Annotated in this window: 14 protein-coding genes and 1 riboswitch; of the genes, 7 read left to right on the top strand and 7 right to left on the bottom strand. The window is 68.9% G+C overall.

Annotated features, from left to right (window positions below; all coding sequences use genetic code 11):
• Positions 1–49 precede the first annotated feature (49 nt).
• The 3 genes from CFB82_RS06650 to CFB82_RS06640 all read right to left on the bottom strand — a co-directional run bounded on the left by CFB82_RS06650 (position 50) and on the right by CFB82_RS06640 (position 1868).
• The gene (locus tag CFB82_RS06650) at positions 50–838 is read right to left on the bottom strand and encodes a molybdopterin-dependent oxidoreductase (RefSeq protein WP_089445284.1); all 789 of its coding nucleotides are present in this window, start codon (positions 836–838) and stop codon (positions 50–52) included.
• Between the two features lie 29 nt (positions 839–867).
• The gene (locus tag CFB82_RS06645) at positions 868–1500 is read right to left on the bottom strand and encodes a cytochrome b/b6 domain-containing protein (RefSeq protein WP_089483673.1); all 633 of its coding nucleotides are present in this window, start codon (positions 1498–1500) and stop codon (positions 868–870) included.
• 92 nt (positions 1501–1592) lie between these two features.
• The gene (locus CFB82_RS06640) at positions 1593–1868 is read right to left on the bottom strand and encodes a pentapeptide MXKDX repeat protein (protein WP_069247578.1); all 276 of its coding nucleotides are present in this window, start codon (positions 1866–1868) and stop codon (positions 1593–1595) included.
• Between the two features lie 271 nt (positions 1869–2139).
• A riboswitch (TPP riboswitch) is annotated at positions 2140–2256 on the top strand.
• Positions 2257–2380: 124 nt separating this feature from the next.
• Here CFB82_RS06640 and thiC point away from each other — a divergent pair.
• From thiC to CFB82_RS06615, 5 genes are all read left to right on the top strand, one after another.
• Positions 2381–4312: a phosphomethylpyrimidine synthase ThiC gene (gene thiC, locus CFB82_RS06635; RefSeq protein WP_069247577.1), complete on the top strand. Its 1932-nt coding sequence runs from the start codon at positions 2381–2383 to the stop codon at positions 4310–4312.
• 240 nt (positions 4313–4552) lie between these two features.
• Positions 4553–4765: a glycine zipper 2TM domain-containing protein gene (locus tag CFB82_RS06630; RefSeq protein WP_069247576.1), complete on the top strand. Its 213-nt coding sequence runs from the start codon at positions 4553–4555 to the stop codon at positions 4763–4765.
• Positions 4766–4984: 219 nt separating this feature from the next.
• Positions 4985–5239, top strand: a complete 255-nt coding sequence (locus CFB82_RS06625) for a hypothetical protein (RefSeq protein ID WP_006497666.1) — start codon at positions 4985–4987, stop codon at positions 5237–5239.
• Between the two features lie 152 nt (positions 5240–5391).
• The gene (locus CFB82_RS06620) at positions 5392–6318 is read left to right on the top strand and encodes a DMT family transporter (RefSeq protein ID WP_089483672.1); all 927 of its coding nucleotides are present in this window, start codon (positions 5392–5394) and stop codon (positions 6316–6318) included.
• Between the two features lie 453 nt (positions 6319–6771).
• On the top strand, positions 6772–8052 hold the full coding sequence (locus CFB82_RS06615; RefSeq protein WP_069247573.1) for a sensor domain-containing phosphodiesterase: 1281 nt from the start codon (positions 6772–6774) through the stop codon (positions 8050–8052).
• Between the two features lie 56 nt (positions 8053–8108).
• On the opposite strand, the gene arfB is transcribed toward CFB82_RS06615, so the two are convergent.
• Genes arfB through recC form a run of 4 tightly spaced genes read right to left on the bottom strand, consistent with a single transcriptional unit; the run spans position 8109 to position 17852 of the window.
• Entirely contained in the window at positions 8109–8513 is a 405-nt protein-coding gene (gene arfB, locus CFB82_RS06610) for an alternative ribosome rescue aminoacyl-tRNA hydrolase ArfB (RefSeq protein WP_089483671.1), read from the bottom strand.
• Entirely contained in the window at positions 8510–10810 is a 2301-nt protein-coding gene (locus tag CFB82_RS06605; protein WP_089483670.1) for an AAA family ATPase, read from the bottom strand. Before CFB82_RS06605 ends, arfB begins: the two co-directional genes overlap by 4 nt.
• The gene (gene recB, locus CFB82_RS06600) at positions 10807–14517 is read right to left on the bottom strand and encodes an exodeoxyribonuclease V subunit beta (RefSeq protein ID WP_089483669.1); all 3711 of its coding nucleotides are present in this window, start codon (positions 14515–14517) and stop codon (positions 10807–10809) included. Before recB ends, CFB82_RS06605 begins: the two co-directional genes overlap by 4 nt.
• Positions 14514–17852 carry an exodeoxyribonuclease V subunit gamma gene (gene recC, locus CFB82_RS06595; protein WP_089483668.1) on the bottom strand — a complete coding sequence of 1113 codons (3339 nt, stop codon included), beginning with the start codon at positions 17850–17852 and terminating at the stop codon, positions 14514–14516. Before recC ends, recB begins: the two co-directional genes overlap by 4 nt.
• A gap of 182 nt (positions 17853–18034) precedes the next feature.
• Here recC and CFB82_RS06590 point away from each other — a divergent pair, with 182 nt between their 5' ends.
• Together CFB82_RS06590 and CFB82_RS06585 are read left to right on the top strand one after the other, a co-directional pair.
• The gene (locus CFB82_RS06590; RefSeq protein WP_089483667.1) at positions 18035–20326 is read left to right on the top strand and encodes an FUSC family protein; all 2292 of its coding nucleotides are present in this window, start codon (positions 18035–18037) and stop codon (positions 20324–20326) included.
• Between the two features lie 289 nt (positions 20327–20615).
• The gene (locus CFB82_RS06585; RefSeq protein WP_089483666.1) at positions 20616–21983 is read left to right on the top strand and encodes an amino acid permease; all 1368 of its coding nucleotides are present in this window, start codon (positions 20616–20618) and stop codon (positions 21981–21983) included.
• Positions 21984–22061: the final 78 nt, after the last annotated feature.

The following is a 22061-nucleotide window of genomic DNA, read 5'->3' as shown; positions in this document are numbered from 1 at the left end:
CGACGCATCGCGGCCCGCGCATGCGCCGCGACCGCATGCCGCGCACCGCTCACGATCCGCCGAACCAGTTGTACCCCTGGTCGACCCAGTAGCCGCCCGGAAACGTATCGGTCACGAAGATCTCCATGATGTGCTTCGGATTCTTGTAGCCGAGCTTGGTCGGCATCCGCAGCTTCATCGGGAAGCCGAATTCCGGCGGCAACCGATGGCCGTCGTAGTCGAACGCGAGCAGCGTCTGCGGATGCAGCGCGGTCGGCATGTCGATGCTCTCGTAGTAATCGTCCGCGCACTTGAAGCCGACGTACTTCGCCCGCGTATCGGCGCCGGCGCGAGCGAGAAACGCGCCGAACGGCGTGCCGCCCCAGCGGCCGATCGCGCTCCACCCTTCCACGCAGATATGCCGCGTGATCTGTTCCTCGTGCGGCAGCGCATACAGTTCGTCGAGCGTCCACACGCGCTTGCCCGTCACGCGGCCGGACAGCACGAGCCGATACGTCGACGCGTCGACGTGCGGCACCTCGTCGATCCCGTAGTACGCGTTGAACGGGAACGGTCGCGTGATGTCGGCTTCGGTGTAGGTCGGCGCGAGCCGCTCGCCGCTGAACAGCCAGGCCTGCACGCGGTCGTTCATGCGCGACACCGTCTCGAGGAACGTGTTGACCGACGCGTCGTCCTTCAGCGTGCAGCCGGTCAGCATCGTCAGGCCGCCGAGCGTCAGCACGCGCCGGTTGAACAGCCGCCGCGACGGCATCTCGAGCTCGCGGCGCACGTCGAGTTCGAGCGACTTCCGGTCGAGCGTCCAGCGCGAACCGTCGCGCTTGTATTCGGATTCCGACATGATGATTTCCTTCACCCGAAGTTGACGGGTCAGCGCCCGCGCAGCATCGCGAGCAGAGAACGCGGCACCAGCAGCGCCATCGCGACGTGAACGGCAATGAATGCGACGAGCAGCGACATCGCCCAGAAGTGCACGACTCGCGCGTTGTCGTAGCCGCCGAACAATTCGCGCAGCAACGGGAATTGCACGGATTTCCAGATCGTGAGCCCCGACAGCACCAGCACGACGAGATCGACGATCGCGGTCAGGTAGGCGGCGCGCTGCACCGCGTTGTAGACGCTCAGGTCGGCATGCGACAGCCGCCCGCCCAGCGCGGCACGGACGTCGCGCCAGATCGACGCCGGCGTGACGGGCAGCATCTTGCGCGCGAGGCGCCCCGTCGCGATCGACATCGTCAGGTAGAACAGCCCGTTGAAGACGAGCAGCCACATCGCCGCGAAATGCCATTGCAGCGCGCCGCCGAGCCAGCCGCCGATCGTGATCCCGTGCGGGAACGTGAACGGCGGATAGATCGGCGACGCGTCGTAGATGCGCCAGCCGGACAGCACCATCAGGATCGCCGCGAGCGCGTTGAGCCAGTGGCTCGCGCGCACCCACAGCGGATGGATCGGGCGCGCGGGCGGCGTGGCGGCCGCGCGGCCGGTGGCGGGAACGGTTTGCATGATGAAGACTCCCGGTATGAGTCAACGGGACGGGACGAGATGCGCGCGGCCGCCGTGCGACGCACGCGCCGGCCGCGCCGCGTCCGCTTCCGTCAGTTCGACGGCGCCATCTTGTCGCCCGACGGCTTGCCCATCTCGTCGTGCGACATCTCGTCCTTCTTCATCGCGCCTTTCTTCATCGGATGCTTCTTCATGCCGTCCTTCTTCATCGCGTCGTGGCCCATTGCATCCTTGGCCATCGCGTCGTGGCCCATCGCGTCCTTCGACATCGACGAACCCGGCTGCGACATCGTGTCGTTCTGCGCATACGCGCCCGTGGCGATCGTGGCGAAAGCGGCGACGCAAGCGGCAATCAGTACTTTTTTCATGACATCTCTCCAAAACAACATGGGTTTAAGGAGCCGAATAGACGGACGACGTCGCGGGAAATGACAGCCGCTGCGAAATTTTTTTTGAGGTTGCGCGAAAGCGCGTCATGCTGCACCGCTTTGCCGTGGCCGGCCAAGCCGGGAGGCCATGCGGCGGCGACGCGCGCTGCCATTTCGACGGGCCGCCGTACCGCCCGCCATGCTGCGGCCGCACCGGGGCAGCCGATCCTCTCCCGGTTGAAACCGCCGCCAAGCCAGTGTATCGTGTGCCCTGCTAACGCGGGGGTCCTGCAATGCGCCCGGTCAAACAACCGGCATTGCGGGTGAGAAATACCCTTTGAACCTGATCTGGATAATGCCAGCGCAGGGAAGCGTACGGATTTCGCCGCCATCCTTCTGACGAAATCCGCCGCCTCACCAAGCCTCGTCTCCTGCTTAGCTCGAGCCCCACATACGTCAAGGGCTCCGGGCAAGCGCCGAAGCGCCTGTCCGGCGCTCACACAGGAGATTGCATGAACGCCAATCCGAAGTTTCTGTCCGCCGACGCTCATGTCGACGCCGCGGCCGTCGCCCCGCTGCCGAATTCCCGCAAGGTTTATGTCACCGGCTCCCAGCCCGACATCCGCGTGCCGATGCGTGAAATCACGCAGGCCGACACGCCGACCGGCTTCGGCGGCGAAAAGAATCCGCCGATCTACGTGTACGACACGTCGGGCCCCTATACCGATCCGGACGCGAAGATCGACATCCGCGCGGGCCTGGCCCCGCTGCGCCAGGGCTGGATCGAGGCGCGCGGCGACACGGAAGTGCTCGACGGCCTGTCGAGCCAGTACGGCCTCGAGCGCGCGGCCGACCCGGCCACCGCCGACCTGCGGTTCCCGGGCCTGCACCGTAACCCGCGCCGCGCCCAGGCCGGCAAGAACGTCACGCAGATGCACTACGCGCGTCAGGGCATCATCACGCCGGAAATGGAATACATCGCGATCCGCGAGAACCAGCGCCGCGCCGAGTACCTCGAGAGCCTGAAAGCGAGCGGCCCGAACGGCGCGAAGCTCGCCGCGATGATGGGCCGCCAGCACCCGGGCCAGGCGTTCGGCGCAGCGGCCTTCGGCGCGAACGCGCCGGCCGAGATCACGCCGGAATTCGTGCGCTCGGAAGTGGCGTGCGGCCGCGCGATCATCCCCGCGAACATCAACCATCCGGAATCCGAGCCGATGATCATCGGCCGCAACTTCCTCGTGAAGATCAACGCGAACATCGGCAACTCGGCCGTCACGTCGTCGATCGGCGAGGAAGTCGACAAGATGACGTGGGCGATCCGCTGGGGCGGCGACACGGTGATGGACCTGTCGACCGGCAAGCACATCCATGAAACGCGCGAGTGGATCATCCGCAACAGCCCGGTGCCGATCGGCACGGTGCCGATCTACCAGGCGCTGGAAAAGGTCAACGGCAAGGCCGAGGATCTCACCTGGGAAATCTTCCGCGACACGCTGATCGAACAGGCCGAGCAAGGCGTCGACTACTTCACGATCCACGCGGGCGTGCGCCTGCAGTACGTGCCGCTCACCGCGAACCGGATGACCGGCATCGTGTCGCGCGGCGGCTCGATCATGGCGAAGTGGTGCCTCGCGCACCACAAGGAAAGCTTCCTGTACGAACACTTCGAAGAGATCTGCGAGATCATGAAGGCGTACGACGTGAGCTTCTCGCTCGGCGACGGCCTGCGCCCCGGCTCGATCTACGACGCGAACGACGAAGCGCAGCTCGGCGAGCTGAAGACGCTCGGCGAGCTCACGCAGATCGCGTGGAAGCACGACGTGCAGGTGATGATCGAAGGCCCCGGCCACGTGCCGATGCAGCTGATCAAGGAGAACATGGATCTCCAGCTCGACTGGTGCAAGGAAGCGCCGTTCTACACGCTCGGGCCGCTGACCACCGACATCGCACCGGGCTACGACCACATCACGTCGGGCATCGGCGCCGCGATGATCGGCTGGTTCGGCACCGCGATGCTCTGCTACGTGACGCCGAAGGAGCACCTGGGCCTGCCGAACAAGGACGACGTGAAGGAAGGCATCATCACGTACAAGCTCGCCGCGCACGCCGCCGATCTCGCGAAGGGCCACCCGGGCGCGCAGGTGCGCGACAACGCGCTGTCGAAGGCGCGCTTCGAGTTCCGCTGGGAAGACCAGTTCAACATCGGCCTCGATCCGGACAAGGCGCGCGAATTCCACGACGAAACGCTGCCGAAGGATTCGGCGAAGGTCGCGCACTTCTGCTCGATGTGCGGCCCGCACTTCTGTTCGATGAAGATCACGCAGGACGTGCGCGAGTTCGCGGCGCAGCAGGGTGTGTCGGAAACCGAAGCGCTGAAAAAGGGGATGGAAGTGAAGGCGGTCGAGTTCGTCAAGACCGGCGCCGAAATCTATCACCGTCAGTAAGCGAACGCGCGGTCCGGGCGCTCCCCGCCGGATCGCCTCGCCAGGCACGAAGCCCGCTTTCGAGCGGGCTTTTTTGCGCATGCGGCGTGCCTGCCGGCCCATGCGAAACAATTGATTACGAAACCGCGCGAGCCTTAACAAGTCCTTACAGCAGCAGCGCGGGACGGCGCGTAGATTGGGGACATGCGCGGCCGCCAGCCGGTCGTGCGCCTTCCGTTCACTACCACAAGGACAACGATCATGAATTCGATTCGGCGTTTTGGGGTATACGCTCTCCTCGTCGCGACAGTAGCCAGTCTGTCGGCCTGCGATTCGATGTCGCGACGCCAGCGTGATACGGCAATCGGTGCGGGTGTCGGCGGCGTCGCCGGCGCGGCGATCGGCGGTAACGCGCTGTCGACGCTGGGCGGCGCGGCGGCTGGCGGCATCATCGGTAACCAGGTCGGCAAGTAAACACTCCGACATCGGCCGGCGGGGCGTCGTCGCCCCGCCGCAGGCCGGGCAGTTCAACGGCGTTTCCGCGGTGCGGCAGCGCCGTTTTCGTCTGTCGTGCCGCAACAGGCACGACCGCTCCACCCGGAAATGATCGGTTACCGTTTCTCATACCGTGTCATCGGTACTCGGCCTAAGCTTCAGGCATCTGCCGATAGCCGGCTCCGCCGGAGACACATCATGAACAGGACCTTCGTCGCCGCGGCACTTGCCTGCACGACGCTTGCCGGCTGCTATTACCCATACGGGTACTATCCGGGCGGCTATTACACGGCGGCGCCGGTGCCGGTACAGCCCGCGCCCGTGTATGTCGATCCGGCCCCCGCCTACTACTATCCGGCGCCGGCCTATGCGCCCGCATGGGGCGGTTATTGGGGCCCAGCGCTGTCGCTCAATTTCGGCTTCGGCGGACGCGGCGGCTGGCGTCATCACTGATCCGATCGGCCGCGCCGCACGTGGCGGAGCGTCCGCCGCCCGGCGGCAAGCCGGCGGAATGGCCGTTTCTTGTCGTTTCATCCGATCATGAAACGACGGGGCGGTAACGCGGTGTAAGATTCCTCGCATCCCGTCCCCGCCCTCGCCGATCGATGTCACCCAAGAACGCTTTCCTGCTGACCGTGCTCGCCGCCCTGTGGGGCGCGTCCTTCCTGTTCATCCGCGTCGGCGTGGTCGATTTCGGCGTCGCGCCGCTGATGGCGTTGCGGGTGGGTATCGGCGCGCTGTTTCTCGCCGGCTTCGCACTGACGCGCTTCACACCCGCCGATCTCGGCGCCCGGCTGCGCCGTCATGCGTGGCCGTTGTTCGTCGTCGGCGCACTGAACTCGGGCATTCCGTTCTGCCTGTTCGCGTTCGCCGAACTGACGTTGTCGGCCGGCCTGACGTCGGTGATCAACGCGACGACGCCGCTCTGGGGCGCGCTCGTGGCCTACCTGTGGCTGAAGGACAAGCTGTCGCTGCCGCGCGCGCTCGGCCTCGTGATCGGTTTCGCCGGCGTGCTCACGCTCGTGTGGAACCAGATCGCGAATGCGCATAGCGAAACGGGCGCCGCCGCGACCGCCCTCGCCGCCGCAGCGGCGCTCGGTGCGACGCTGCTGTACGGCATCGCGGCCAACTACACGAAACGCAAGTTGACCGGCGTCGATCCGCTCGTCAACGCGACCGGCAGCATGATCGGTTCGACCGTCCTGCTGCTGCCCTTCGCGATCGCCACCTGGCCGGCCGCGCCGGTCGGCGCGCACGCGTGGGGCTCGGTGCTCGCCCTGGGCGTCGCCTGCACGGGCATCGCGTATTTCATCTTCTTCCACCTGATCGCGCACATCGGCCCCGCGCGAGCAATTACCGTGACGTTCGTGATCCCCGTGTTCGGCCTGCTGTGGGGCGCGCTGTTCCTCGGCGAACACGTGTCGGCCGTGATGATCGAAGGCTGCGCGATCGTGCTCGTCGGCACCGCGCTCGCGACCGGCGTGATCAAGCGGATTCCCGGGATCCGGCCGCGCAGCGGCGAAGCGACCTGACGATTCATTCGGGTGCACGCGCCGCCATCGTTGCGGCCGTGATGCCTGACGACCGGGCGCCGACCGTTCATCGCCGCGCCCGCAGAGGTGCGGCAGCGCGGCCGGCATTCCTCTGACGGCGACTTTCGCTCGCCTTTTGCCGGCCGTCAGGATTGCCCGCCTCACCGCGCATGCCATGCCATGCCGCCGAATTGTCATGTGCGGCGGCGACGCCCGACGCTACGCGGCGGTCATGCGCGGCGCGCATGTGAGCGGCGCCGGCCGCAGTTGCATTTCCGCGTGCGTCTGGAGTTTCCCTGATACGCGAGCGGCCGCGTTCCCGTTACACTTCGAACACTTACCCGCAGAAGGCGGTCTCGATGTCCCACGTCCTTTCGCGTCCGCCGGCGCGTACGACTGCTTCAGCGTGGCGGCGCGCTGCCGTTCCGCCGCTCACTGCCGGGCACGGTTGACATGAAGCCCGCCCGCGACCTCTCGCTCGACTCCCTGCTCGAAAGCCTCACGCCGACGCCCGGCGGCTGGGTCGCCACCTATCGCACCACGACGTTGCGCAGCGTGTTCCAGCCCGTGCTGTCGATCACGCACAAGCGGGTCGTCGGTTACGAAGCGCTGCTGCGCGTCGTCGATTCGAACGGCGCACTGATCTCGCCCACCGCGCTGTTCGACAAGACGCGCGCCGACGCCGACGCGCTGCTGCTCGACCGGCTCGCGCGCTGCCTGCATACGGCCAACTTCGTCGCGCAGGGCATCGGCGACGGCTGGCTGTTCCTGAACGTCACGCCGCGCGTGCTCGACTCGGGCCTCGTGCAGCGCGAATTCGTCGAGGCGCTGTGCCGGCATTTCTCGCTGCCGCCGAACCGCATCGTGCTGGAAGTCATCGAACAGCCGGCACGCGACGAAGCCGCGCTCGCCCGCACGATCGACATGATCCAGCATCGCGACTTCCTGATCGCGATCGACGACTTCGGCACGGGATTCTCGAACTTCGACCGCGTGTGGCGCGCGCGACCCGACATCGTCAAGCTCGATCGCTCGCTTGTCGTACGCTCGACCGGTTCGGCCGACGATCGCCGCATCATGCATCACCTCGTGTCGATGCTGCATCAGGCCGGTGCGATGGTGCTCGCCGAGGGTGTCGAGAGCGACGACTCGCTGCAGGCGCTGATGGAAGCCGATATCGATTTCGTGCAGGGTTTCCAGTTCGGCCAGCCCGATGCATCGATCGCACATGCCAGCGCGGCAGCACCCGCGATGCTCGACGCCGCGTGGCAGCGCTTCATCGCGCGCCGGCACGCGCCGGTCGTCGCCGAGCAGCCGGGCTTCGACGCGATCGAGCGGCTCGTGCTGTCCGGCGCGGCGGCGTTTTCCGCAAGCGGCAACCTGCAGGACGCCGCGCAGCGCGTGTTCGCGGTGCCGGCCGCGCGCCGCGTGTTCGTCACCGACGAAACCGGCGAGCAGTTCCTGCCGTCGATCGGCGCGCGCGCCGACGACGGCCAGGCGGGCTTCACCCGCCTCTCGCCACTCTTCCCGGAAACCCACAGCAACTGGTCGCGGCGCCCGTATTTCCAGCGCGCGATCGCCGCGCCCGGACGCGTCGCGCTGATGGGCCCGCACTTCTCGCTGACGGAAGGCCGCGACTGCTACACGGCCGCCGTTGCAATCCGCGCGCAGAGCCGGCTGGTCGTGTTCTGCGTCGACTTCGTGCTCGACAGCGCCGGGACCGTGATGCGCTAGCCGGCACGACGGTGGGCAGACAACGCGCGCGCTAGTCGTAGCCCCTCATCGATTCGTCAGTCGATCACCTTCCCTCTCCCCGACTTCACCATGCTGCGGCGCGACTTGTGCTCGAGCCGCCGCTCCTTCGACGCACGCGTCGGCCGCGTGGCGACCCGCGCACGCGGCGTGAATGCCACGCCGCTGATCAACGCATCGAGTCGCGCCAGCGCGGCTTCGCGGTTCTTTTCCTGGGTGCGATATTCCTGCGACTTGATCACGACGATGCCGTCGCGCGTGATGCGCTGGTCGGACAGGGCGAGGAGCCGCTCCTTGATGACGGGCGGCAACGACGACGCGCGGATATCGAAGCGCAGGTGGATCGCGCTCGATACCTTGTTCACGTTCTGGCCGCCCGCGCCCTGCGCGCGCACGGCCGTCCATTCGACTTCGGCCGGATCGAGCGTATAGCGGATCATCATCGCGAAGCCTCCCCGCGGCGCCGTGCCAGCGCCTCGTCGACGCGTGCCGCGAGCCCCGAATCGCGCTGCGTACGCGTCGCGACCGCCTGCGCCAGCACGCGCCGCGGCCCGATCACCTGCACACGTGTGCGGGCACGCGTGACGGCCGTATAGACGAGTTCACGCGTGAGCACGCGGCCGAACGACGCCGGCAGCACGAGCGCGGCTTCGTCGAATTCCGAGCCCTGCGATTTGTGGACCGTCAGCGCGAACGCGGTTTCGTGCGGCGGCAGCGCGGCCGGCGAGACTGCGCGCGCTGTGCCGTCCGCACGCCTGAACCACACGCGCAGCACGCCGTGCGCGTCGGGCAGCGCAATGCCGATATCGCCGTTGAACAGCCCGAGCGCATAGTCGTTGCGCGTCACCATGATCGGCCGCCCCGTGAACCAGTGCGCGCCGACCGCCAGCGGCACCCGCGCCGCGTGGCGCACGTGCGCGGCCACGAGCGCATTGACGTGCTCCGCGCCGCGCAAGCCGCTGCGGGTTGCGCACAGGATCCGGAACCGGTTGAGCGCGTCGAACAGCGGCAGCGGATCGGGCACCGACGCGGCCAGCGTGTCGCGCAACGCGTCGAGGTAAGCACCGAAGCGCCGCGCGAGCCGCTCGACCGTCGTCGACGCGAGCGACTCGCCCGCATCGTCGTGGAATGATGCGGCAGCCGAATCGTCGGCGGGCAGCGCGTCGAGCGCGGCCTGCACGTCGCCGCTGCGGATCGCGAGCGACAGCCGCCCGATCGGCGAATCGAGACCGAAGCGGTAATTGCGTTCGAGCCAGACCACGCAGTCGGCGAGCGGTGCGGGTGCGGGCGTGGCTGGCGCGGCGGCCGTTTCGTCCGGCAATATCGAAGTGATCGACGCAAGCGCCGCGTCTCCCGCGTCGAACGGCGGCAGCTCGACGGCGTCGAGCCACGCAAGTTCGTCAACCTCGATCCACGCAGGGGCGTCGCCTGTCGCGCCAGCCTCACCAGGCTCACCGGTTTCGGTAAGCACCGGACCTGCGGCCGGCGGCGGCGCGACGCTGGTCGTCGAAACTTCGTGATCCTGCGGTTCGTCGTCGAAGAGCGATGCCTGTCGCTCATCGACTTTCCGTCGCGACGCCGGTTTGCGCGTAGCGGCCGCGGCAGGCGCCGGCGCCCGGGCTGCGGCGGAAACCGGATCAGCAGCCGGAATCGCTGCGGTCGCGGCTTCGTCCTGCACTGGCAGCGCCGCAACGAATGCCGCCTCGTCGATGCCTAGCGCCTGCGCGATGCGCGTGCGCGCCGCGGCGGTAAACGCCGGCCGCGCGCTCAACTCTGCGAACACGGCGCCCGCCTCGACCGCGGCCAGTTGGTCCTTGTCACCGAGCAGCACGAGCCGCGCACCCGGCGCGAGCGCATCGAGCAGATGCGCGGCGAGCGCGACGTCGATCATCGACGCCTCGTCGACGACGATCAGGTCGTACGGCAGCGGATTGTCGCGATGATGCCGGAAGCCGGCCGCCCCGCCGCCGCCCAGCAGCCGGTGCAGCGTGAACGACGTCTCCGGCAGGCGCGCCGCGAGTTCGGGCGGCAGGTCGCCGGCCCGTGCGTGCAGCGCTTCCTGCATCCGCTGCGCGGCCTTGCCGGTCGGCGCGGCCAGCGCGACGCGCAGCCCCGGATGCGCGTCGAGCAGACAGGCCAGCACGCCGACGACGGTCGTCGTCTTGCCCGTGCCCGGGCCGCCGCTGACGATCGTCACGCGGCCCGTCAGCGCGACGATCGCCGCGACGCGCTGCCAGTCGACTTCGCCGGTTGCCGGCCCGAAGTAGCGCGCGAGGCTGTCGCGCAACCGGTTGGGCGCGAGACCGTCGTCCGGCGCGGCCACGCCGGCCTGCGCGACGAGCGCATCGGCAAGCCGCCGTTCGTAGTCGAAATAGCGCGACAGGTACAGGTGGTCGTGGCGGTCGACGATCAGCGGCCGCTCGTCGCCGCGTGCGAGCGTGCCGAACGCGACCACGCCGCTCGCGGCAAGCGCCGAGCGGACTTCGTCGAGCGGTGCTTCGTAGCGCTGCGCGAGCGCGCCGAGCGCGACGCACACGTGGCCGCCCGCGGTCGCACGACTCGTCGCGAAAGCGGCGCGCGCGGCCCAGCGCGCGGCCACGGCCGGTGCGCCGGCACGGCGGGAAAGGTCGCCGATGCGACGCGCAAACCCTTCCGCGAGTGCGATACCGAAATCGGCAGGTTCGGGCAGGCGCGCGACGAGGCCGCCGGTAAATTCGAGCGTGTCGTCCTGCGCGTTCATGCGCGGCCCCCATCCATCATCCGGTCGAGTGCGTCGACGAGCGCGCGCTCGGGCCGCCGCGCATGCACGCCGGCCGGTTTGCCGTCGCTGCGCCAGCCGGGCCGTACACCACGCACGAACAGGTACAGGTAGCCCGCGACATGCGTGTCGTAGTCATAGTCGGGCAGCCGCCCGCGCAGGTAGCGGTGCAGTGCGACCGTATAGAGCAGCGCCTGCAGGTGATACGCGTGATCGGCCATCGCGACGTCGAGCGCGCGCGGGCCATAGGCGTCCGGCGTCGTGCCGAGATGGTTCGACTTCCAGTCGACGATCCAGAAGCGGCCGTCGTGTTCGACGATCATGTCGATGAAACCCTTGATGAAACCGGCGAGCATGCCCGCCTCCAGTGCAACGTCCGGGTAGCCGTGCGCGACCAGCAGGCGGCGCAGCGCCATCAGGTCGAGCGCGGGCGCCGGGAACAGGAAACCCATTTCGTCGAGCCGCTTCGCGGGATCGAGATCGGCGAGCCGCATGCCCGGCACGAGCTCGGTGCGCACGACATCGTCGACCAGCTGCACCATCATGGCCGGCAGGCGCGCGGCCAGCTCGGGCACGGCCTCGACCGGCCGGTCGTGCAGCGCGCCGAGCGCGGCCCTGGGCCACGACTCGGGCTCGGTGAAGCGGCTGAGTTCGAACAGGCGGTGCAGGCACTCGCCGGCCGCCGCGCCGCGCGGGAACACGAGGATATCGTCGTCCGGCGGCTCGGGCGCGACCGTATCCGCCAATAGCCACTCGCCATCCGGCGCCACCGCGGCAAGCGCATCGTGATCGGGCCGCAGCTCGTCGTCGGGCACGGCCGCGACACCCGCCTCCTCGCGCGCCATCGACGCGGTCAGCGAACTGAAGCTGGCCATCCGCCACGCATCGCGCAGCACGCGCGTCGCCTGGCGCGCCGCGAGCGTCTGCGACGCGTCGTGCCCGGCCGCCAAACGCTCGGGGCACACGGGCGACGGCAACGGCGCGACGCTTACGGGGCCACCCGCGAGCGCCTGCCACGCCGCATCGAGCGCGGCTTCGTCGGGCGGCTCGTCGAGCCATGCATCGAACGACTGGCCGGCGCCCGCGACGAGCCAGTTGAGCACGCTACGCCGTGATTCTCGCGTCGAGCGCGACGACAGGTATGACCCGGCGACGACATAGCAGCGATAGACCGCGCGCGTGAGCGCCACGTAGACGAGCCGCGCGCGTTCCGCCGCCTGCTCGCGCAGCGCCTGCCGCGCCGCATGCTCGGCTGCCTCGTCGTCGCACCCGTAATGCAGCACCGCGTCGCCCGCATCGTCGTGATACTCGCGCGCATCGGGCAACGCGGACGCGGGCGGCTCGCGCAACCCGCCGTCGTTCAGGAACGGACAGAACACGATCGCGTATTCGAGGCCTTTCGACTTGTGCACGGTGACGATCTGCACGAGGTTGCGATCGGATTCGAGCCGCAGCTGGGCTTCCTCGCCGCCGCCGTCGAGCCGTTGTGCGGCGAGCCAGCGCAGCGTCGGCGCGATGCCCGGCTGCGCGGACGCGCGTGCCTGCGTCAGTTCGGCCAGATGGTTGATGTCGGTCACGCGGCGCTCGCCGTCCGCGCCGGCCATCAGCCGCTCGGCAATCCGCAGCTCCCGCGTGAACGTGCGCCACATCACCGCGAAGCCGCGTTCGCGCCACAACAGCCGATACCGCGAGAAGCGCTCGACCCAGCTCATCGCGTCGGCGCTGTCCGCCGCCGATGCTTCCCGTTGCGCATCGCCGTCGCCCTGCTCCATCCGCCACAGCGCACCGGCATCGAGGCCGAACCAGTCGGATGCGAGCGCCGCGCGCAAGCGCCGCAGGTCGCCCGGTGCATCGATCGCCGCCAGCACGCGTTCGAGCTGCTCGGCGTCATGGGTCGAGAACACCGAAGCCTGCGCCAGTTCGACGCTGCCGATGCCCCACGTCGACAGCACGCGCTTCACGAGACTGCCCTGCCGGTGCGTCTGCACGAGCACCGCAATGTGGCCCGGCGACAGCGGTGTCTCGCCGAGCCGCACGCGCCCTTCGCGCGCGCCGCGCATCAGCCGCGCGATCTCGGCGGCACAGGCCTGCGCGGCCTGTGCCTGCGCATCACGCTTGAGCAACGTGCCTTCGCCACCGGGCAACGCCCATACCCGGAAGTCGCCTGCCGGGCCCGGATCGGTTGCGTCGACGAACGGCGCGCGCACGCGCGTGCCGGCACGCACCGCGTAGTAGTCGAGCCCTTCGAGCACGAACGCGCGCGGATTCGACATGAAGAAGCGGTTGCACGCATCGACGATCGCGGGCGTCGACCGCTGGTTGACCGCGAGCGTGTAGCACGCGCTCGCCCGTGCGCGCGCGGCAAGATAGGTATGCAGATCGGCCGCGCGGAAGCTGTAGATCGCCTGCTTCGGATCGCCGACCAGAAACAGCGGGCCGCCCGGCGCGAAGATCCGGTCGAAGATCGCGAACTGCAGCGGGTCGGTATCCTGGAACTCGTCGATCAGCGCGGCCGGATAGCGCGCGCGCAGCGTCTCGGCGAGCCACGGATGCGCATGCAGCGCGTGGTACAGGTTCGCGAGCAGATCGTCGAACGAGACGACGCGCCGCGTGCGCTTGCGCTCGGCCAGCTCGCCCGGCGCCATGTCGAGCCATTCGGCGATCAGCGCGAGCCAGCGCGCGCGCTGCGCGGCCTCGGCCGCCGCCACAGCCGCTTCGAGCGCGTCGGCCACGTCGAAGAACGCGTGTTCGGGCGTCGCGCCGCCTTTTTTCGTGGCCTTCACGAGCGCGGTGCGCGTGAGCTTCAGCGCGGCCTTCGGCAGCGCAGCCGTCGCGTCGCCCTGCGCGAAATGCGCGGCCCATGCGGCCAGCGCATCGGCAACCGCTTCGGGTTTGTGCGAGCGCTGGTTGAGCGCGGGCTGCGCGGTGCGCAGCAACGCATCGATCGCTTCGCGCTCGGCCGCCCACATCCGTTCGGCCTCGGCGAAGCATTCGGCAGCCGCCGCCTCGGCCGATTCGTCCGGCTCGGTCACGCCGTCCCAGCGCAGCGCGGCGAGCGGCTTCTTCAGCCGGCGCGCGAGCTGCGCATCGAGCGCGGCCGGGCCGGCGCCCGATTCGACGAGCCAGGTCGCGAAGCCCGGCCAGCGCGCGGCCGCCGGCTCGACGCGCGTGCGCCAGAAATCCGCTGCGAGCTCGAAGCGTAGCGACGCGTCGTCGGCCTCCATGTCAAACGCGAACGGCATCGCCGCCGCGAACGGCGCTTCCTGCAGCGCGCGCTGGCAGAACGCGTGAATCGTATGGATCGCGGCCTGGTCGAACGCGCGCAGCGCACGCCGGATCCGCTTCGCGGCCGTTTCGGGATCGAGCGCGCCGTCTTCGCCGAGTGTGGTTTCGAGTAGACGCTCGATGAACGGATCGCCGCCGTCGTCACCGGTGTCGAGCGCATGCGCAAGCTGCGCGAGGCGACCGCGAATCCGCTCGTGCAGCTCGGCGGTCGCCGCTTTCGTGAAGGTCACGACGAGGATTTCATCCGCACCGAGATCCTTCTCCAGCAGCAGGCGCACATACAGCGCGCAGATGTTCCAGGTCTTGCCGGTACCGGCCGACGCCTCGATCTGGTTGACACCGTCGAGCGGGCACGCGAACACGTCGAGTTCGAGCGCCTGCTGCGGCTGTGACACGGCGCTCATGCGACCTCCTTCAGATGCGCGACGAGCGGATCGAACACGAGCCGCGCGAGCGTGCCGAACGGCTCGTCGAGCGATGCATGCGCGCCGCGCCACGCGATCGCGATGGCCGGATCGTCGGCTTCGCTCACGACCCGCTCGTTGATCCAGACGCTCGCGGCCTTCGCCTCGCCGTCGGACACCCTCGCCCACGCGCTGCGCGGGAAAAAGCGCAGCGGCATGCGCCGCCCCGCGCGAAACAGCGCGGCCAGCGGCGCGAGCTGCTCGAGCGGCGCCGCGACGGGCGTCAGCTCGAACGCACCGCCGCTGCCGAACCACAGCGTGCGGCGCGTGCCGTCAGGGTCCACCGCGCAGTAGACGAGATGCGCGAGCCACGCGGACAGGTAGTCACGCGCACTCGGCCGTGCATAGCGATAGATGATCTGCCCGGCCGGCGTGAGCCGGTTCAGCGTGCCGTGCAGGTCGAACGGCGCGCTCAGTGCGTCGCCCGACAGCAGCGCGTCGTCGGTGCCGAACAGCGCCTGTTCGGTGTCCGGCCAGGCCGGCACGATGGTGAGCGTGAACGGCCGCCGCTCCATCCCGTCGGCCAGCGCGCGGCGCACGTTCGACGCAAGCTGCGTCATCGAACCGAGCGCTTGGTCGCGCCACACGGCACCTGTCGCACCGCCCGGCAGTTCGGGGCTCGCGTCCGCAATGCGCAGCGCGTGATCGAGCACGCCGCCCTCGTCCGACTCGATCAGCAGCGGCAGCACGCGCTCGGCGAGCGCATCGCTACCGGCAAAGTCGAGTGCGAACGGCTCGGTGTCGAGCAGTTCGGCCTGCGCGTCGGCAAGCACGATGCCGAGCCGCGCGCGCAGCAGCGCACGTGCGGGATGCCGCCAGAAGCGTTCGAATTCGCTGAATGCGACAGGCTCGACCGGTTCGGCCGGCAGCGGCTGCGCGAAGAACGGCAGCTCGCGCGGCCCGTCGCGCGACGCCTCGGCGGCCAGCAACGTCGCGAGCGTCGCACGCTCGGCGTCGAAGGAAACGAGTTCGCTGCCGGGCTGGAAATAGGCGGCCGCGAACGGTTGCAGCGGATGCTCGACGACGAATGCACGCCGCGCGGCATCGACCGCGTCCGGTGCCGCGTCGGGCCCGGCCGTGACGAGCGCGAGATGGTCGAGCAGTTCGTCAACGAGTGCCGCGGGCGGCAACGGCGCGTTGTCGCGAATGCTGCGGCCGGTGTACGCGATCATCAGCCGGTCGCGCGCGGCGAGCAGCAGGTCGAGAAACAGGTTGCGCTCGTCGTCGCGGCGCTGCCGGTCGCCGAGCTTCGGCAACACGGCCATCAGATCGAATTCGTCGGCACGCGCGAGGCTCGGCAGCACGCCATCGTCCATCCCGAGCAGGCAGACGACGCGATAAGGCAGGCCGCGCAGGCTCGTCAGCGACGAGAACGTGACGCCGCCCCACGGCACGCCGCCGCGCGCCGGATCGTCGAGCGCGGCGGCCAGCCCCGCCCGGACGACGGCCGCCGGCAACGCCTCGTCGGGCGCGCCCTCCGTCATCGCGGCCAGCATCGCGTCGAGCGCATCGCGCACGCCCGCAAGCGCGTCCGCATACGCGGCGCCCGAATCGAAGAACCGCGCGAGCGTATCGGCGAACAGCTCGCTCCAGCCTTGCGGCGTATGCGATTCGGCCAGCCGCCGCGCGAAGCCGTCGAGATCGTCGGTGAAGCGTGCGAGCCGGCCGAGCAGTTCGGCCTCGCTGCCGGTGGCCGCCTCGATCGGCAGCCACGCGCCGACCGGCGCCGCGCCTTCCGGCATCGCATAACCGAGAAAGAGCCGCGCGAGCGCATCGGAGAACGTATGGCGCGGCGACGGCACGGCCGCGTCGTCGCTCGCGAGCGGCGACAGCCCGCGCCGCGCGCCGGCGGCCGCGAGCCAGGTCTGCACCGTCTCCAGCGCCGCCGCATCGATACCGTAGCGCGCCGCCACCGCATCGACGCGCAGCCATTCGACCAGTTCGGGCGCGCCGACCTGCCGCTCCGGCAACGCGAGCCAGTCGAGCAGCACGCGCGCGACCGGGTTCGCCTGCGATGGCGGCAGGCCGGTGATCCGGTAAGGCACACGCGAGCCGCCGGCGCCGGCCGTGCCGAACACGGCGTCGATCAGCGGCCCGGCCGCAGCGAGATCGGCCACCGCGACGAGCACGTCGGACGGTTGCAGGCTCGCGTCGGCGTCGAACCACGCGAGCAGCCGGTCGTGCAGCACCTCGAGCTGGCGCGCGAGGCTGTGGCACACGTGCACCTCGATCCCGCGCTCGGCCGGCGTATCGCCGATTTCGGCCTCCGGCTGCAGTTCGAGGATCGCGTTCTGCACGCGCGCGAGCCACGTCGGCGCGGGATTCTCGACGAAACGCGACGCGTCGCCCGACGCGGCGCTTTCAGTCAGCTCGTGCAGCATGTGCAGCTGCGCCTGGGTCTGCCGGCCCCATTCGGCGAGCAGCGGATGGCCGACTTCCTGGTAGTCGAGCCGCCCGGCCGCATCGAGCGCCTCGGCATGCGCGGCGGTCACGATGTCGAACCAGAACTCGCGGCACGGGTTCAGCGCATACACGCGCACGTCGATCCAGCGCGACAGCTCGCGCAGCAACGCGACGTGCAGCGGCGGCATCGTCGGCAGCGCGAACACGCTGACCGATTCCGGCCAGTCCGCGCGCGCGATGGCGTCGGGATCGAGATGGCGCGCCTCGACGAGGAAACGGTGCGCCGGCGGCGTGCCGCTGTCGCTCAGCTCGGCGAGCAGCGCGCGCCACAGCGCGGCCTGCCAGCGTTCGTCGTCGCGCGCGGCGTCGCTGATCCCGCGCGGCGCGCCGTCGCCCGCGAGCACGGACTCGCCGGCCTGCCATGCGGCCAGCCATTCGGGACGATAAGTCAGGTAATGATCGAGCACGGCCGCGACGCGGTGCGCCAGCTCGTAGCGCATCGCATCGTCCGACGCGGACAGATACGCGGCCAGCCGCGGCGACGCGAGCCACGGCGCACCGTCGTTCGCCTGTGCAAACAGCCGGTAGCAGCGCCACACGAGGCGATCGGGTGCGAACGGCGAACGCGCTGGGACCGTCAGCACGCGGCCGATCTGCGCCCACAGCCATTGGGCGAGATACGTGAACTCGACGTTCGCGCACACGCCGTTGCGCGCGGCGATGTCGAGCTCGAGACGGCGGCGCAGCGCCGCGCTCGGCACGATGACCTGTTGCGGCGCCCACGGGCCATTGCGGGCCGGGAACGCGGCCAGATCCTCGAGCAGCGCATCGGCCAGCGTTTCGTGACGGTTCGAATAGAAGAGATGGAGCATGAGGCAGGCGTCGGAACCTCGCGCCGGCCGGGCCGGGCGAACAGGATCACCAAGGATAGCAAATGGGCCGCCGTCGCGAACCTCGTCCGGAAAGCCAGGTTTTACGGACCGCGAAATACGATAGACTCGTCGCCAGTCAAGATGCCGCCCCCGGGCGTCTTCGTCTGCTATTCAGCCCATCGATGCGCTATTCGGTCGAAATCAGAAAGTTTTTCTACAGCCAGTACTTTTTCGGCGGCCTGCGGATCGCGGTCGGCGTCTCGCTGCCGGCCGTGCTGTGCCTGATCGTGTTTCACAACCGGGAGCTCGGCTTCACGATCTCGACGGGCGCGCTCGGCGCCTGCGTCGTCGACATGCCGGGCCCGCTCAAGTACAAGCACAACGAAATGCTCGCTTGCAGCGTGATCGGTTTTCTGGCCGCGCTCGCCACCGGCCTCGCGACACCGAACATCTTCGTGCTGTGGCTCACCATCGTGCCGCTCACCTTCGTGCTGTCGCTGATCGTCGTCTACGGCAACCGCTGGCCGCAGATCAGCTTCGCGACGCTGTTCATGATGGTGATGACGCTCGAGGAGAAGTTCACGCCGCTGCAGGCGTTCATCAACGCCGGCTGGATTCTCGCGGGCGGCCTCTGGTACACGTACTGGGCCACGCTCGTGTCGCAATGGCAGGCGCGCCGGATCGAGCAGCAGGCGCTGGCCGAGAGCCTGTTCGCGTGCGCCGACTACCTGCTCGCGCGCGCGCAGTTCTACGATCTCGATGCCGACCTCGACGAGTGCTACCGCAATCTCGTCGCGAAGCAGATCACGGCGGTCGAAACGCAGGAAACCGCGCGCGACATCGTGCTGCGCAACCTGCCGAAGCTGCGGCGCGGCAAGCTCGACCCCGCCCGCACGACGATGTACAACCTGTTCATCAACAGCGTCGACCTGCACGAGCTGTTCGTCGGCGCGCACACCGACTACCCGCTGGTGCGCAATACGTTCGGCGGCTCGGACCTGATCATTTTCTATCGCGACCTGATCCGCAAGGCCGCCGCCGATCTCGAGGAGGTCGGCCTCTCGGTGCTCGAAAACCGCGCGCCGCATTCGCACATCAGCGTGAAGGCCGAGCTGCGCGCGATCGAGTACGAGATCGAGCTGATGCGCAAGAAGAACTTCCCGGCCACCAACGCGGAAGCGTATGCGGCCGTGCTGGCCACATTCCGGCGCATCTGGAGCGCGACGCGCCTGATCGACCGGATGCGCCGCAACCTGTCGGGCCGCGCCGATCCGCAGCAAACCGAACTGAAGATCGACAAGGCGCTCACGCGCTTCCTGCAGCGCCGCCGCATGTCGCCGCTGCTGATCTTCTCGAACCTGAACATGCGCTCGCCGAGCTTTCGCCATGCGCTGCGCGTGACGATCGCCGTGGCGGTCGGCTTCTGGATCGGCCGGCTGCTGCCGCTCACGAACGCGTACTGGATCGTGATGACCACCATCATCATCCTGAAGCCCGGCTACTCGCTGACCAAGCAGCGCAACACGGCGCGTATCGTCGGTACGCTGATCGGCTGCGCGGCGAGCGTCGCGCTGATCTACACGGTCAAGGATACGCACCTGCTGATCGCGATCATGTTCGGGTCGATGGTGATGAGCTACAGCCTGCTGCTGTTCAACTACGCGGCGAGCGTCGTGTTCACGTCGTCGTACGTGCTGCTGATGTTCCACCTGCTCGCGCCGGGCAGCATGCGGATCATCGGCGAGCGCGCAATCGACACGGTGGTCGGCTGCATGATCGCGATCGCCGCGAGCCGGCTGTTCCCGTACTGGGAATACCGGCTGATGGGCAAGCAGGTCGCCGACATGCTCACCGCCACCCGCAAGTATTTCGAGGCCGTGTGGCGCGCGGGGCGCGGCATGTCGCCGCCGCCGGTGCCGGCCGCCGACGGCGCGGCCGTCGTGCCGGTGGTCGCCGCGGCCATCGAGACGCCGGCCACGGCCCTCGACGACGACTACCGCTACCGCCTCGCGCGCAAGGACGTGCACATCGCGTTCGCGAATCTCGGGCAGGCGTTCCAGCGGATGATGATCGAGCCGAAGGCGCACCAGCGCTTCGTGCCCGAACTGAACGACCTGCTCGTGCAGACGCACGTGCTCGGCGCGCAGATCACGGCCGCCGCGCCGCTGATCCGCACGGCCTGCGCGGCCGACGGCAGCCTCCTCCACGACGACGCGCTGCATCGCGGCCTCGCCGCGGTGCTCGACAATCTCGAGAAGGCCGAGGCGGGCGAGCCGCCGCCCGCCGACCAGCTCGACACGTCGAAGCAGATCACGCGCGACCTCGACGCGATGGTCGTGTCCGCGGAGAAATCCGATGCGGTGGGAGCCGAGCTCACGCACGACCTGAAGGTGCTCGCGCACCAGTGCAAACAGATGCTGGCGTCGTCGCTGCTGATCCGCAAGGATGCGAGCGTGATCCGCCTGCCCGCCTGACCAGGCTTTACCCCGCCGGTGGCCGGCCCGCGCATGCCGCGGATCGGCCCCGGCGCTCCCCGATTCAGCGATCCCCGAAGCATGACCCGTCCGTTCCACGCGGCCCGCGCCCTCGAGGCGCGACCGCCCAGCCCCCCATTGCGCCCGTCGCGCCAGTCAGGGAATACCCGATTCCGGTCACCCGGCCCGGCTTGTTATCATTCGTTCACATTTAAGTTGTATAGACAACTTGAGCCAATCGGACCGGCTCCGCTCGCCCGGTCCGTCGCATAACGATATCGGAGACACGATGAAAAACTTGCAGCGCCACCTGAGCGCGCGGCACATCCGCTTTCTCGCGCTGGGTTCGGCGATCGGCACGGGCCTGTTCTACGGGTCGGCGTCCGCGATCCAGCTCGCGGGCCCGCCCGTGATCCTGGCGTACATCCTGGGCGGCGCGGCCGTCTACATGGTGATGCGCGCGCTCGGCGAGATGGCCGTGCGCGAACCCGTCGCCGGCTCGTTCGGCCACTACGCGACCGAGAACCTCGGCCCGTTCGCCGGATTCGTCACCGGCTGGACCTACACGCTCGAAATGGTGATCGTCGCGATCGCCGACATCACCGCGTTCGGCATCTACATGGGCTTCTGGTTTCCGGATGTCCCGCAATGGATCTGGGTGCTCGGCGTGGTCGCGATCATCTGCGGGCTGAACCTGTGCCACGTGAAGGTGTTCGGCGAGCTCGAGTTCTGGCTGTCGATCATCAAGGTCGGCGCGATCATTGCGATGATCGGCGGCGGCGTCGCGATCCTGCTGACCGGCATGCACTTCGGCCACTCGGCCGACGTGCCGACGTTCGCGAACCTGTGGAACCACGGCGGCTTCCTGCCGAACGGCGTCGGCGGGCTGATCGCGTCGCTGTCGGTCGTGATCTTCGCGTACGGCGGGATCGAGGTGATCGGCATGAGCGCAGGCGAGGCGAAGGACCCGGAGCGCGTGATTCCGCGCGCGATCAACGCGGTGCCCGCGCGCATCCTGCTGTTCTACGTGCTGACGATGGTCGTGCTGATGTCGATCAGCCCGTGGACGGGTGTCGGCAACGACGGCAGCCCGTTCGTGCAGATCTTCTCGGCGCTCGGCGTGAAGTCGGCCGCGACGATCCTGAATCTCGTCGTGATCAGCGCGGCGATCTCCGCGATCAACAGCGACATCTTCGGCGCGGGCCGGATGATGTTCGGGATGGCGCGCCAGGGCCAGGCGCCGGCCGTGCTGATGACGACGTCGCGGCACGGTGTGCCGTGGGTCACGGTGCTCGTGATGGCGGTCGCGCTGCTCGTCGGCGTGCTGCTCAACTACCTGATGCCGAAGGACGTGTTCCTGATGGTCGCGGCGATCGCGACGTTCGCCACCGTGTGGGTGTGGCTGATGATCCTGCTGTCGCAGGTCGCGATGCGCCGCCGGCTGTCGAGCGCCGAAGTCGCGGCGCTGAAGTTCAAGGTGCCGTTGTGGCCGGTCGCGCCGGCACTGACGATCGCGTTCATGGGCTTCGTGATCGTGATGCTCGGCTGGTTCGAGGACACGCGCGTCGCGCTGGTCGTCGGCGCGGCCTGGCTCGCGCTGCTCGCGGTCGTGTTCTACGCACGAATCCGCCCGAAGTTCGCCCCTGCGTCACGTTGACGCACGACTGACCTGCCTACGCGACGCGCCGGTTCCGGCGCCCGCTTCTCGCCCGGCTCCGCGCGGCATCCAGCGCGC

Origin of the sequence: Burkholderia sp. HI2714, assembly GCF_002223085.1 — a bacterium.
GTDB lineage: Bacteria > Pseudomonadota > Gammaproteobacteria > Burkholderiales > Burkholderiaceae > Burkholderia > Burkholderia lata_D.
This window is presented reverse-complemented; position numbering and strand designations above follow the sequence as displayed.

What these genes read in the sequence shown, in the direction of transcription:
- CFB82_RS06625 (WP_006497666.1), top strand. Translation starts at nt 4,985, where the DNA reads ATGAACAGGACCTTCGTCGCCGCGGCACTTGCCTGCACGACGCTTGCC.
- CFB82_RS06645 (WP_089483673.1), bottom strand. Translation starts at nt 1,500, where the DNA reads ATGCAAACCGTTCCCGCCACCGGCCGCGCGGCCGCCACGCCGCCCGCG.
- CFB82_RS06605 (WP_089483670.1), bottom strand. Translation starts at nt 10,810, where the DNA reads ATGAACGCGCAGGACGACACGCTCGAATTTACCGGCGGCCTCGTCGCG.
- thiC (WP_069247577.1), top strand. Translation starts at nt 2,381, where the DNA reads ATGAACGCCAATCCGAAGTTTCTGTCCGCCGACGCTCATGTCGACGCC.
- recB (WP_089483669.1), bottom strand. Translation starts at nt 14,517, where the DNA reads ATGAGCGCCGTGTCACAGCCGCAGCAGGCGCTCGAACTCGACGTGTTC.
- CFB82_RS06630 (WP_069247576.1), top strand. Translation starts at nt 4,553, where the DNA reads ATGAATTCGATTCGGCGTTTTGGGGTATACGCTCTCCTCGTCGCGACA.
- CFB82_RS06585 (WP_089483666.1), top strand. Translation starts at nt 20,616, where the DNA reads ATGAAAAACTTGCAGCGCCACCTGAGCGCGCGGCACATCCGCTTTCTC.
- CFB82_RS06620 (WP_089483672.1), top strand. Translation starts at nt 5,392, where the DNA reads ATGTCACCCAAGAACGCTTTCCTGCTGACCGTGCTCGCCGCCCTGTGG.
- arfB (WP_089483671.1), bottom strand. Translation starts at nt 8,513, where the DNA reads ATGATGATCCGCTATACGCTCGATCCGGCCGAAGTCGAATGGACGGCC.
- CFB82_RS06615 (WP_069247573.1), top strand. Translation starts at nt 6,772, where the DNA reads ATGAAGCCCGCCCGCGACCTCTCGCTCGACTCCCTGCTCGAAAGCCTC.
- CFB82_RS06590 (WP_089483667.1), top strand. Translation starts at nt 18,035, where the DNA reads ATGCGCTATTCGGTCGAAATCAGAAAGTTTTTCTACAGCCAGTACTTT.
- CFB82_RS06650 (WP_089445284.1), bottom strand. Translation starts at nt 838, where the DNA reads ATGTCGGAATCCGAATACAAGCGCGACGGTTCGCGCTGGACGCTCGAC.
- recC (WP_089483668.1), bottom strand. Translation starts at nt 17,852, where the DNA reads ATGCTCCATCTCTTCTATTCGAACCGTCACGAAACGCTGGCCGATGCG.
- CFB82_RS06640 (WP_069247578.1), bottom strand. Translation starts at nt 1,868, where the DNA reads ATGAAAAAAGTACTGATTGCCGCTTGCGTCGCCGCTTTCGCCACGATC.